The following is a 13,969-nucleotide window of genomic DNA, read 5'->3' as shown; positions in this document are numbered from 1 at the left end:
GCGATTAATTAAAGTTTTTCGATGTATTCATAGTAAGCCGGATGCACGGTATAACTCTTATCGAGGTTTGGCGTTTTTACGCGGCGATTTCCCATGCATGCCGGATCGCCAATTCCCTGGTCGTCGGTTTTTACAACTACAATGGTTGGTTTTTGTTTTCCTTTTTCAGAAGCAAATATGGAAGCAGGTGCACTAAAAAATAGTAGTAGATGAATCTTTGTTAGACAAATCTTGTTTCCAATAAAAGCGCATTCGTATAATACCAACAATGCTCACTATTTTATATGAAGTTCAACCTTACTTATCATAACTAAACTAGCTTAGGAAAAAGCGCGTGAATATTTTCACACGCTTTTCTTAAGCTAAACAAACTATTCATCGATGTCTATCATTGTAAATTACATCATACTAGTTATATCCTGGGTTTTGTTCCAGATTCGGATTTTTCTCAATTTCAGAAGCTGGAATTGGCAGGTAATAATAAGCTGGGTTGTAGTTACGTTCCTGTAACTGAACATAGCTGAATTTTTTAACCGGTTCTGCTCCTGTATAATCAATTACTAATTCCGTTTTTTCCTGGTCAACAAAGGTTTGGTCCAGAATTTTCCACCGACGAACATCGAAAAAGCGGTTTCCTTCAAAAGCCAACTCTACCCTACGCTCGTGGCGCACATCATCGATGGTTACCACATCTGGTGTGGGCAGACCAACACGGTCGCGAAGCGGTTTTAAAAATTTGGCTGCTTCACCACCATTTCCTAGCTCTACCTGAGCTTCCGCATAATTCAAATACATTTCCGATAAACGTAAAAAGATGACTTGCATGTGGTCTTTTTCAAATATTTCATCGGCATCTTCCCATACAAATTTTTTGATGTAATAACCGGTACGCGTAGCATTTCCCTTTTCCTGAAGTGCACCACCAAAACGGTCGTACCCTAAAATAGTATCGCCAGGAGTATACACGTATCGGCCGGTTTGTACTTTTGTACCTATATCCGCTACAGATGGGATACGAGGAATGGTGCTGCTAAATTCGGCTCCGTCGAATAAAATGTTGGCATAAAACCGTGGTTCACGATTTTCATACGGATTTTGTCCGTGTACAGCGCGGTCATATGGTGTTCCATCGGCCATTTCAAAGGCATCAACAATTGCCTGGGTTGGAGTTCCAATACCCCAGCCTTTCCAGCTTACCGGCCCAAACATGGTTGTTGGAAAATTGTACCAGAACAGCATACTTGCATCGGCAGCGCTTACGTGACGTGAAAGAATGGTTTCTGTATTTCCTTCGCTTTGGAAGTCGAAGAAGATGTCGTTGTAATTTTCCGGATGATACAAACTGTAATAGCCAGAGTTAATTACAGCAATTGCAGCATCGCTGGCATCCTGCCATTTGGTGTTATCGTGACTTGGGTTATGCAGTTCGCTGGCAGCATGTAAAAGCACACGTGCCTTTAAAGCCATTGCGATCCCTTTTGTTGCTTTTCCAATTTCACCAGTAGAAAGTGATTCCGGCAGCAAAGCAATTGCCTGATCCAAGTCTTCAATCATAAAATCAACACACTCGTCATACGATGCCCTTACATCATCGATCTCAATATCTTCGGCGGTATAAGCTGTTTTACTTAAAACAACGCCTCCGTAGCTATCTGTCAGGCGAGAATAGATCCAAGCCCTAATAAAGTGCATATCACCTCTCCAACGGTTAATTGTTGCTTCGTCGCCAACCAATCGGCCAGCCTCATCATTATCAAAAAATGTGTTGATGTGCTGAACGTAATAATACATCCTTTTCCATGAGCTAAGGTCGAGACTGGTTGAAGGAGACAGTTCGCCTGTAGCAATATAAGTTCCTCCTCCTATACCGAGATGGGCAAAACCTTCGTCGCATCCTTCGGAATAAAATGGCCCCCAGGGAATACTTCGATACAAGGTTGGGTGATTCCAGAAATAGGTAACAGCCACATAGGCCGAATTCACATAGGCTTGTGTTGTTGCCTCTCCTCCCCACATAGCTACATCAGACATACCATCCAGTGGTTCTTTGTCGAGCACATCCTGACAGGAAAATAAAACCGTTGTCAGTAAAACGAATATTAATGCTATTTTTTTCATCTTATTTTACTTTTCAATTAAAATTTTAGACTAACCCCTGCACTTACAATTCGAAGGATCGGGTAGTCACCCCAGTTATTCAGCTCTACATCGCGACTAATTTTAATTCCATCAATACAGAATAGGTTTTCTCCGTTTACAAAAAGCCTCAATTCGTCAACTTCTATTTTTTCGCATAAACGTGAAGGAAGATTATATCCTAATTCAAGGGTTTTTAAACGTACAAACGAAGCATCTTCCAGCCAGAAAGTAGAGCGTTTATCATTCACATCGTTTCCGTTCGACGATGTTCCCATTTTGTAATATATGCGAGGATATACATTGTCTCCTTCTTCCTGCCAGCGATTTAAGAAAAACTCTTCATCGCTACGAATGGCATAAGGCTGAATAAAACGCCACGAGCGGGCTTGCCCCTGAAAACGAGCTGTTAAATCAATATTTTTGTATTTTCCTGTTAAACTTAGACCAAAGACAATTTCTGGTGTTATGGGTTTATCAAAACGCACCCTGTCGGCAGGTGTAATGGCATCATCATCGTTGTAGTCGATATATTTTATATCGCCGGGTTCTGTTCCTTCAAAGTGTGGATAAGCATCTATTTCAGCTTGGTTTTGGAAAATACCATCGGCGACATAAAGCAGTCTTGTATTGTAACTACCGTCGTATGAATTATAATCTTCTTCTCCAAACAGCACGTCAACCGAGTGCCCTTCCTTTTTCTGCCATTCTTCAACTCCTGCTGCTTCGTCCATATATTCGACTTCGTTACGGGCAAAAGTGAAAGTCCCCATTGCCGAGAAGAACCAATCGCTGTTAAACTGTTTATGGTAACCTAAACTGGCGTCAAATCCCCAACTGTTAACTTTTCCAAGATTTTCCTGAGGAAGTGGAATTCCATAATAATCGGGTAGCGAAGCATTTCTGGTAATGGCAATCTGGTCACGGTTACTGTAGAAATAGTCACTGGTAAAATCCAATAAGCCATCAAAAAATTGCAAATCTAATCCAACATCAAAAGTACTTTGCACCTCCCATGTTAACTCTTTGTTCGGATAAGTTGAAACATAAAATGATGATGCCGGTGTACCACTTTCTCCGAGGTAGGCCTTTTGGTCTTTTGCACTTGTTGCTCCGTAGGTTGCCAGGTATTGGAACGCTTCTGCGGTGTTGTTACCCATTTTACCCCATGAACCACGCAATTTTGCATAATTTATAAAACCTACCCCCTTAAAAAATTCTTCTTCGGAAATACGCCATGCTGCCGAAACTCCGGGGAAATAACCGAAGCGATAACCGGGAGCGTATTTATATGAACCATCGACCCGATAAGTTAAATCAATCAGGTATTTGCCTTTATAGGCATAGTTTAAACGTCCAAAATAGTTAACGGAACCACTTTCTGTTGCATAACCCGAGTTGGCGTCGGTTGATTCATCACCAGCATTAATGGTTTGCAAAGCATTGGTAGGATAATCGCCCCTATAACCATAAAGCTGTTCCCATTTTCCTTCGCCTGACTCAATAGCCACAAAAGCATCGACACTGTGGTCGCCAAAATCGCGGATATAACCTAATTTGGCATGCATCGATTCACTAAAACTCTCGGTAAATGTTTTTTCTAAAAATGGGTCTGTATCGGTTTCACCACCTGCAATTGCTTCGTAGGTTCCTGTATTTTCATTGTAAGACCAGACATTCCACGAATTTTCCCAAAATGATTGTTTTGAATGATTTGCGCCATATTTAACCCAACCATCAGTATACAACCCTTTTGTCAAATAATCCATTTTATAGTCGAAACGGAAAATTCCCTGATAGTTATCCTGATAAGTAGCATTGTACCCCACTTCTTTCGAGCCCATAATCATTGGGTTCTTTCCTTTCTCCCCGGGGCCTACCAAGCCGTCTTCTTCATAAAAGATGGTAATTTCGGGGCCCATTCCTTTTGCTGCCAGCATGGTATGGCCGGCACCAAAACGCTCTGCACTTCGGTCTTTTACAATCCCATACACATCTAACGACAGTTTTAGGTTATCGGTTGCCTGAAAATCGAGATTAGAACGTACCTGGTATTGTTTATTGTAAACCGCGTCGCCTCTTTCGTAATTCGAATTCTGATCTAAAAAATCACCCGAAACATAATATTTCACTTTTTCTGTCCCTCCACTCACGGTCGCTGAGTATCGTTTCTGGGGTGCCCAGTCTTTATAGGTATAGTCATACCAGTCTTGTGTAGGATGGCCAATAGGATCGGTTCCGTTTTTCCAATGGTCCAGATCTTCCTGTGAGTAAACAGTGGCTATACCTTTGTTTGAATTATATTCGTTTATAGCCAGCGCCGTTTGGTAATTATCCGTAAAGTTTACTTTTTTGGTAGGTTGCGATACCGACCAGGTTGCTTTTGCCGTTACCTGGGCTCCCAAGCCGCTACCGCGTTTGGTGGTAACCAATATTACACCATTTGAAGCGTTTACCCCGTAAATGGCAGCTGATGCATCTTTTAATACCGAAATCGATTCAATATCATCGGGGTTAAGACGCGCCAAATCGCCTCCGACACCATCAATAAGTACCAAAGGCGAATTTGAACCACTCAGGGTTGCTTTACCTCTAATATACATTTCCGTATTTTCAGCACCTGGTTGACCAGAGCGTGTATTAATTACCACACCCGATACCTGACCGGCTAAACTTTGAATAACGTTTGCTGCAGGACTTTTAACCATATCGTCGCCGGAAAGCGATCCGATAGCACCTGTAAGGTTTGCTTTAGTACGCGTACCATAACCAATGGCAACCACCTCTTCGATTCCAATTGCATCGGAAACCATTGTAACCATAATTACAGTTTGGTTGCCAACTTCAATTTCCTGTGAGGTCATACCCACAAAGGAGTAAACCAAAATAGATTTGTTTGATAGGCCTTTTACGGAATAGTTACCATCGATATCAGTAACTCCCCCATTGGTTGTTCCCTTTTCAACTATCGTTACTCCGGGGAGTGGTACACCCGAAGCGTCGGTTATTTTACCTGTAATATTCTGCGTTTGTGCAAATACAGATACACTAATAACCCATAAAAAAACAGTTAGGATTTTTTTCATAAGTAGTGAGTTAAGTTTGATTAATTAGTTGGTTCCACAAGGTTTATAGCTAGCATTCTCATTCTTCATCAATACAAATATTGGCTAATAAGAATTAAAACACTTTCTCTATTCAAGCATTGTTTTGCTTATTCAATGCACACGATTAGCACAAACGCTTCCATCTCACTAACAAGCACATACGACAATTCTTGCTCGATTCGAGCATTGTTTCTTTCAAACTTATTTTGGAATAAATCGGCAGAAGTTTTTCAACGAACAGATTGAATAGACAGGAGATTCCATTAATTGCGACTTATTAATTTCAAGCCCTCATAAGGTGCTTAGTCGAAAGCCAAGCCGCTCTGTCGACGAATATAAAAATGATCGATTGTTCCGTTCCCTTTTCGGGTAACCAGGAACTGCACCAATTCGGCAATCTCTTCGGTTTGTATCAATTCTTCGATATTGATGTCGGGGCGCATCTCCTGAACCATTTCAGTATTTACACCTCCAGGCGAAATAAGGTGGACTCTAATCCCATCGGACTGCACTTCTTTAGCCAGCACTTTCGTAAAGCCTGCCAGGGCATGTTTTGATGATGCGTAAGCCGCCTGCCCCGCATAACCCTTAAAACCAACCACCGAACTGATATTTATAATTATCGGATGATCACTTTTTTTCAGAGCAGGAACGGCCGATTTACATAAAAAGAAAGGAGCGCGGGCGTTGACCTCAAACAGAGCATTCCAGGTTGCCATGTCGGTTTCTGAGATCGACGATGAAAGTGCCATCCCGGCATTGTTTACCAACAAATCAATGCGCCCAAATTTTTTAATGGTCTCCTGTACGATTAACTCAGGGGTATTTTCATTACGTAGATCGAGAGCTAAAGCCAGACATGGCACGCCCATTTTTTCTATTGTATTTTTGACCGCTGTAAGCTGCTCGTTACTACGGCCAACAACGACCAACGTGTAGCTTAGCGATGCCAGTTTCAGTGCAATGGCCTTGCCTATTCCTTTGCTGGCTCCTGTAACTATTGCTGTTCTCATAGGTTATCAATCGGATTTAAGGAGGTTTTTGTTCCGATTGAAAATGATCGGGAACCTCCATTGTTAGCATTACTCTATTTGCACCCCGCTCCTGTTCCGGAACTTGCCTATCTCAATACACTGTTATCCAGGCCTGTAAAATCGTTTAAAAGTTCAGCGAGCTTGTTTTTAATTGCTTCAACTCCACCCTGAATATCCGATTCAATATTCAACGGCATTACCGGATCGTGCAAGGACATGCGTAATAAAAACCATCCTTTTTCAGCAGCACATGAAACCCTTACTCCTTCGAAGTTTGGCTCTACAATGGTCCATCCGTTTAGCTGGGCAACCTTTTCCTTCAACTCTTCCAAAACCCGGTTTCCATAGCTTAAAAAATCATCGTTCGATATCGAAAAGCGGAACTCTTTGCTTTCGTTGGGTTGTTTCAATTTTTCAATCAAGTCTGTCAGGTTTTTGCCATCAGCGTTTAGCTTAGCCATTTCAACCAACAATTTAGCCACCAGATACGCACCGTCGTCGAGAAAATAGTTTTCCTTTAAAGCAGCATGACCTGAGGTTTCGATAGCTAACCAACTTTCTTCTCCTTCCTCATTTAAACGAATCGATTCATTTATCACGTTTTTATACCCGCGCTTAAACCGGAGGTGTATCCCTTTTAGTTCTTTTTCGATAAATGCCGTCAAGCCTTCCGATGTGATAGAATCAGTAACAATTGTACTACCTGGATGCTCCTTCAGAATTACTGCTGAAATCAGCGCAATCAAAGCATTTCTGTTCACCGGATTCCCTTTGGCGTCAACAATTGCCGATCGGTCAACATCGGTATCGAAAATTACTCCAAGGTCGGCATTCTCGCGAATAACTGCGTCGCAAATGGATTGCATCGCCTCTTCATCCTCCGGATTTGGCACATGGTTCGGGAAGTTTCCATCCGGATCGAGAAACTGGCTTCCACGAGTATCGGCCCCCAACTGATCGAGTACTTTCGATGCAAAAAAACCACCCGCCCCGTTTCCGGCATCTACAATAATTTTTAAGCCCTGAAGTGGTCTTTCGTAATTTGGTTGAATGTTCGCTTGTTTTCGAATATAATTCACAAGAAAAGAAGAGTACTCATCGATAAAATTCCACGAACTTACGGGCGCAACACTATTAGTTGTTGAATAATCAGCCTCTTCGGCAATTCCCAGAATTTTAGAAATATCGTTCTTATCAAGCCCTCCCCTGCTTGTAAAAAACTTAAATCCGTTCCGGTTAAATGGTAAATGACTGGCAGTTATCATTACACCTGCAGTAATTGATTGATTGCCGGAAACGGTTGTCATAAACATTGCGGGAGTTGAAGCAATACCGCAGTCGAATACTTTCGCTCCGGCTTCGGTCATCCCCTTTAAAAAGGCAGCCTTTAAAACCGGGCCTGAGATCCGCGAATCAGTACCGACCGCAACGGAGAGTTCATTTATTCGGATCGTATTTTTTAACCACTGGACGAATGCTTTCCCGAGTATTTCGGCAACTTCTGGTGTTAAATTCACTGTTTCTCCTTCAACACCATCCAATGCAACGCCCCTGATATCGGAGCCATTTTGTAATTTTTTCCAATTGATCATATCTTAACTTTTTATCTTAGATCTATTTATTCATTTATCCATTTCAACTCTGGCCAGTATTCCGATCCATCATTGGTTTGTATTTCCCCGATTAAACTTAGCGGTAGAAATACGAAAGGTCCAGTCCTCTTCATTTGATTCGTTTTATTCGTTAGTTAGTTGTTTTTCAATAAAAAAATTGATCTCCAATTCGAGAAAATCCTATTTATCCGCCGTGTGAAAAGTGTATCGCAAGTACGTAAGGATGCTATTTCGAGCGGAATCAGGCGGATATTTTATAGGCGATCAAAGAATGTCCGTGACGAACATACAAAATGCCATTGTGCACCACCGGATGTGCCCAGTGCATGTCAGAGCCAAGTTCCACTTTTGCTTTTGAGATTATCTCCAGTTTTTCAGGATTTGGCTTTGCCAACACTAGATCACCACGTTCGGTATACAAAATAAATTTATTAGCGACCATGATAATTACCCCATCCAGCAATTCTCTGGAGTTCCATTTTTCTTCGCCTGTTTGCCAATCAAGACAAAACCAACCGCGCGACCTATGGCCGGAGCCATACACAAAGCCATCGACAATCATAGCGCCGCCCATCTGGTTGTCCATTTTCGTGCTGCTCCAAACGTTCGATACCGAAGAACCATCGTCACTCAACGCTAACTTTACACAGCCCGTTCCATAGCCGCTAAGACTTAAAATTGCCTGATCCTGAATTATTGGGGTGTTGGGATGAATATCCACTGTGTTTGAGTCCGGATAGCTCCATAGATAAGCGCCGTCTTTTGTATCGACCGCGATTAGTTCCCCCTTCGTGTGTGTAACAAATACCTGACGTTCATCCAACGTCACCAATTTCGGGGTGCAGTAGGCCGAAATCTTACCGGTTCCCGGGCTTTTCCATATCAGATCACCATTCATCCGGTTTAAAGCTACAATATTGAATTCGGTTCCACCGGGTGTAAAATATACCACATCGTCCTCAATCACCGGAGTTTCGGTAAATCCGTTCCTGATATTTTCAGCCCCAAAATCAGAAGTCAATTCCTTTTTCCAGACAATCCGGTCTTCATCAAGGTTAAAACAATAGAGATTACCCAAACTACTTGACACATAAGCCAGATGTCCGGCAATAGTTGGAGTCGCCCTTGAACCCGGATAATTCACAGTCCATTCTTCACCGTAGGCTAGTTTTTTGTTTAAAGTGCCATTTTCGTTGATTACAAACAGATAACCGGTAGAGTCAATCATTCCGGTGCAATAGATTAATCCGTTCGCAAATGCAGGAGAGGAAAACCCTTTGCCTAAATCATCAAAATGCCAGATAATTTCAGGTCCGTTTTCAGGCCACTCATTCAATAGCGAAGGGGCCGGGTACTTGCCTTCAGAATTCAATCCCCGCCATTGAGTCGCGTTCTGTGAAAAGCCCCAATAAACCCAAAGCGACAAGACAAGCAGAACGTTTATTTTTAGAATCATAAGGTGCGTTTGTTTGGTATTCTGACTAACGATATATTTAATTCAGGACAATCTAATTGTCAAGATTATCTCTTAGTGAAACAGAAGAAACTCCCGGGAAATCGGCTGGCAAGCGGGTGTCGATTTTTCGCTTTGCTAACCATTGAATGGCGCGAACCATTTCAGTTTGAAAAGCCGCGCAGCGCAATCCTTCCGGATTTTCCTGGTCTTTCCAGCAATGGCCCAGCGATGAGTTGTACACCCTTCCGTTGCCGTACTCAATCACCCATTCAACCGGAAAATTTAATCCATACTTTTCATCTTTGGCATAGCTTAAAACTGTGACATTTTCAATGGGGCCGCGCGCATAGGTATATACTTCGATATCAGCATAGATCCACCTCCGGGGCAGTCCCTCCTGAATCGGATGGTCACCGATTCGGGTCGTCAGAGCATTGATTCTCTTTCCATGGCTTGTATCCTCACCTTCGCCGGGGGCAATTATTTTCAGGCTCTGGTTATCCTCAATAGTAATGGCTTTGACAAAGTCCTTCTTACGCCAACCCATTCCAATCATGCGGTTATATTCGCCCCAATCTTCAAAAGCATTGTTTGCTGAATGAAAAATATACAAACCGCCACCTTCAGAGACAAAGTTTTCAAGATTATGTCGTGTTGTTTCACTCCATCGAACAGGTTTTCCCAAATCGTTACAATTTAGAAGAACTACATCGTATGCAAAAAAGTCGGGTTTCCAGCTTTCCAATTGCGCCACAGAATCAGAGCTGTTTGGCGACGTGGATATCTCTGTTTTAATTTCGCCATACTGATCCAGAATTTGTACGATGGAACGGGTCGTATGCTCCCAGTCGTGGTTCGAAAAGCCATCGACAATCAACAACCGAATGCTATCGTCTTTTCGATTTTCGGAATACGATGGATTGGTGACTGCACAATCAAGAATAAACAAGGCGAGCACTAAGAGAACTTTCATAACTATTTAAATTGATGGAAACGAACGATTTTAACTTTTTCGTAGGCAATGCAGGCAACCCGACAACCGACTCAAATTTTGACACCGGCTCAGGCTACGGAAGCTTTTTAATTTGAATGTGACGGTATTCCATCTGCCCCCGATCACCTTCCAAACCAATAGGTCCCGTTTCCGGAAGTTTGAGTTCAGATTCCAGTACTTCGCCATTACATGTGCAACGGGCAATGCCATCTGTCACAGTAACCTCAATCAGATTCCAGTCTTGCGGTTTATAATGCTTCAGTTCCTTGTAGGGCCCGGCCACAAGGTAATCGCGACACTGTAGCTGTGGTTTGCGAATGAAAATACCACTGTCAGCGTTTTTCGAGGCGCGGAATTCGAGTTTCAAAATAAAATTATCAGGGAATTCATCAACCGTATACAATTGAGAAATCAAACGTTCCGTTCCCTTTGGAAAGTTGACGGTTAATATCCCTTTTTTTGCTGAATAGCGGCCATTGTCGTTAGATTCGGTTTGTCCATCAAAGCGTGCAACAATTACGCCTGCTTTCATTTCATCTTTCCCGGTTTTTGTCCTAAAACACCAACCAGAAAGATCTTTCCCGTTGAACAATGAGGCAAAGCCGGGATCAGGCTTCCATTTGCCCGCATTCGCCGGATGGATGGAGCCAAACCCCACGATTCCAATAAAAAGGACTACAAAAAGACGAGCTCGTTTCATCATATCAATTTTAGCGTGTTTATCACTGGTAAAGCTTTTTAATCAGGACTATTGTCAAACAGCTGAGGATAAATCCCTGATTTGCATCACAGTTGGACAATTGCAACAGATCACTTAAGCATACTGGCGGATAATCCATTAACAACAATACTCTTCGTGTACCGCTTTACGCTTAATGTACTGTGCAATTCTTTACTCAGTCGAAATAAATCCGGCAGAATGCGGAACAAGCATTTTATCGTGTTAAAGGAGATGATTCTTCTCTGTTCATCGTCCAAACTTAAATTCTGCCGTTTGCCGTTCATTGTTTGGCGTATCTAAGTTAATGTTATAAGTAATATCCCAGGTACCGTTTTGTGGATTATACTCCGTTTGCCAAAAATCATTCCCATAAACCTGCTGGTCGACTTTTTGCCATCTGCCTTTTACTTTCCTGAATAATTGGGGATTGAGATAAGTTGACACATGACTAATGGTAAGGGGAACATAGCCCAAACCACCTGTAACTGTAAACCGGGCTTTATCGTTATCTGCTTTTATCTGAATAGGATAATCATCAACAAGAGCCCCGGTTGTGACTTCAACTTCAGTATCATTACCGACTGCCTCGCGATAAACCAAAGCCCAGGTATCGGCTTTTTCCGACATTGCTTCCGCGAAATTCTGATTGGGGCCATAATAATCTGCGGCTTTCTGCGGTAAAATAAACAAATCTATTTCAGCTTCAACGTAATCGCCCTCTTTAAAGGTTGTGCAGCCTTCAGGAGGCAGAATATTAATTAATCCGCTTGGGGCTCCAAAATTTCCACCCGAAGTATTGTATTCGGCAAACCATGGAGGCGTATCCTCTTTTCCCGCTATTCTGGCTTTCCAGTTTCTGATAACAAATCCGCGGTTTGCCGATAAAAACTGTTTTTCCTGCCACCTATAGGTGTTTTTTGAATCGGTAAACGAAAACCAAGGAACTTCCCCTTCAATCTCTGTCCTTTCTGAAACGTATCCCGGAACTCCTCCAATAGTTGCTTTCCATTCCTTTTTCAAACCTGTATCATTTCCCCATGCCAACGTTTTTGAACGAGTTTGATGATATGATGCAGCAGCAGCCTGAAAAAACACAAAATCGTTAAACGTCGTTTCCTTCAGCACCTTTAGTTTTATTTTATAGATTCCCCGTGTAATGTCGTCTGAACGTATCACACTGGTAGTATATTCAAAATCCATTGAATTATCGTCCATGGTGCCGGCATAAGTAACTTCAGTCATATTTGGCGAATACCGTTTGTATTGCGTCCTTATCCGGCTGTGCCAGCTGCGTTTTCCATCTGTTTTGGTGTAATTGAAAAAATCAGCTCCGCCAATATTACCTGTCCAGCCCCACTTTTTCCCTGCCGGGTTAAGTAGAAACAAACCTCTAAAATCAAGAACCGGGGCATGTGCCTGATGTAAATCCGGCTCATAGGTAATATTCTCGCCCCAGGCACCAATTGCTGACTGGTCCCATTGCTGGTTGTAGCCCCAGCCAACTAGGCAAAGCTGTGCATGCGATGCGGCAGGTACACCTCCCCATAAAGAGTTCACGCTGGTGTATTCAAGCGAAAGGCTGCTGTTGGCCGGGATTGTAAGAACAGAATAACCATGAAACCAGGTACCCTTGAAATATTCGCCCCCTGAAGTGCGGCCGCCACCATGCCAGTTTTTCGACAATTGCACAGGAATGCCAATTGGATTGCCGTCCGGATCTCTTAAAACAGCAGATATTCCGGGGGTGCCAAAAACACCATCACCACCGGGCATCAACCTTCCTTTTTCAAAATTAAGGCGAAGCGTCTTCTCAAACGAAGAAGGGTTAGAAACCGTAAAGTTTACTCGTTCCATCCTTTTGTTATTTTCTATTGAATTTGGCCCCGGATTTCCTTCATTTGGATCTGATACGGGATCATTACTTTCAACCACATCATTCCGTAATCGGATTTGGTGCCAGCCTTTATCCTGGTCGTATTCTACCTGTAGAGGAATATTTTTAGGAGCAATCTGTTTGGCAGTTACAAGTAGTGGTTGCTGTTCCTGTTCAATAATTTCAGCAAGCTTGGAATCAATGTTTTCGGCTACGGGATAAATAATCAATCCGATGTTTTTTTCCAATCCCGAGGCCCAATGGAACCCTGGATCCAAAAGCACCTTAACCGTTGTTCCATCAAGCGATATACTGTTAGCATCCTTTGTTTTAAGAAAAATAAATCCGCTGCCATCGGAAGGGTCTTTTATCGCCTTAATGTCCCCCTCGCTAAGTTCAACACGGTAGTTCGCGGGAAATATAAGGTTCATTTCAGCTCCAACATCATTAAGGTCTGACTCGGGAATTGCCTTGAGCACAAAAGACAGTCGGTCGGGCCAGGAAGAGATTTCAAGTCCGCTGTTATATTCACCACAGTTTGCCATTCCGGGTTGGGGCAACCGGTTTATAAACCTGCGTTGAAAATACTTACCGGTTTCAATAAGCTGACAATCATGCACACTCCCCGAACCGGTTTCGACCATAAACTGGTATCCTCTCCGATGTAAGCCAAAATTTAGTTCGCAGGGGATCTTTTCCGGGAAACTTTGAGCATTGGTTTCTCGGAGCGCCATTTCTTCCGATTTTTGGTCTTTGTTAATGCTGAGATTCAGAATGCTGAGATCCAGGTTGTCAAATTCCAACGAATAGTTGCTTGTTTTTATAGCAAAAACCTGGTTCCCTGTTTTGATGGTTTTTTCCCACCACATGAAGGAATAGTCGCTTTGATTTTGATAAACCTTTTTTGGAAGTTGCTGGGCACAGGTTTTGTGAGATGGTAGGAGCCCAACAAAAAACATCAAAACACCCAGTATTATACTGATTTCTAAACGTTTAGTCATGATTATTGATTTAGTATTTTTTAGGCTTTCAGCC

At 42.6% G+C, this 13,969-nt stretch carries 9 protein-coding genes; all 9 read right to left on the bottom strand.

All coding sequences use genetic code 11. The features are described from left to right. Positions 1–8 precede the first annotated feature (8 nt). The 9 genes from ABZD21_RS01285 to ABZD21_RS01245 all read right to left on the bottom strand — a co-directional run bounded on the left by ABZD21_RS01285 (position 9) and on the right by ABZD21_RS01245 (position 13,935). Positions 9–269, bottom strand: coding sequence for a hypothetical protein (locus ABZD21_RS01285; RefSeq protein ID WP_372772274.1), 261 nt, complete (start codon positions 267–269; stop codon positions 9–11). 139 nt (positions 270–408) lie between these two features. Further along, positions 409–2,118, bottom strand: a complete 1,710-nt coding sequence (locus tag ABZD21_RS01280; protein ID WP_372772272.1) for a RagB/SusD family nutrient uptake outer membrane protein — start codon at positions 2,116–2,118, stop codon at positions 409–411. A gap of 17 nt (positions 2,119–2,135) precedes the next feature. Further along, a complete protein-coding gene (locus tag ABZD21_RS01275; RefSeq protein WP_372772270.1) occupies positions 2,136–5,222 on the bottom strand; it encodes a SusC/RagA family TonB-linked outer membrane protein in 3,087 nt (1,028 codons plus the stop codon). A 323-nt stretch (positions 5,223–5,545) separates the two neighbouring features. Next, positions 5,546–6,256, bottom strand: a complete 711-nt coding sequence (locus ABZD21_RS01270) for an SDR family NAD(P)-dependent oxidoreductase (protein ID WP_372772268.1) — start codon at positions 6,254–6,256, stop codon at positions 5,546–5,548. A 107-nt stretch (positions 6,257–6,363) separates the two neighbouring features. Further along, the gene (locus ABZD21_RS01265) at positions 6,364–7,869 is read right to left on the bottom strand and encodes a phosphoglucomutase (protein WP_372772266.1); all 1,506 of its coding nucleotides are present in this window, start codon (positions 7,867–7,869) and stop codon (positions 6,364–6,366) included. 262 nt (positions 7,870–8,131) lie between these two features. Further along, the gene (locus tag ABZD21_RS01260) at positions 8,132–9,346 is read right to left on the bottom strand and encodes a PQQ-binding-like beta-propeller repeat protein (protein ID WP_372772264.1); all 1,215 of its coding nucleotides are present in this window, start codon (positions 9,344–9,346) and stop codon (positions 8,132–8,134) included. Positions 9,347–9,398: 52 nt separating this feature from the next. After that, complete coding sequence (locus ABZD21_RS01255; protein WP_372772262.1) at positions 9,399–10,319, bottom strand: ThuA domain-containing protein; 921 nt, start codon at positions 10,317–10,319, stop codon at positions 9,399–9,401. A gap of 94 nt (positions 10,320–10,413) precedes the next feature. Beyond that, positions 10,414–11,043, bottom strand: coding sequence for a DUF1080 domain-containing protein (locus ABZD21_RS01250; protein WP_372772260.1), 630 nt, complete (start codon positions 11,041–11,043; stop codon positions 10,414–10,416). Positions 11,044–11,307: 264 nt separating this feature from the next. Then, the gene (locus ABZD21_RS01245) at positions 11,308–13,935 is read right to left on the bottom strand and encodes a hypothetical protein (protein ID WP_372772258.1); all 2,628 of its coding nucleotides are present in this window, start codon (positions 13,933–13,935) and stop codon (positions 11,308–11,310) included. Positions 13,936–13,969 lie beyond the last annotated feature (34 nt).

The sequence above is a fragment of the Mangrovibacterium sp. genome, from assembly GCF_041596335.1.
Lineage (GTDB): Bacteria > Bacteroidota > Bacteroidia > Bacteroidales > Prolixibacteraceae > Mangrovibacterium.
Note: the sequence above shows the minus strand (reverse complement) of the source record. Positions and strands in the feature narration are given on the sequence as shown.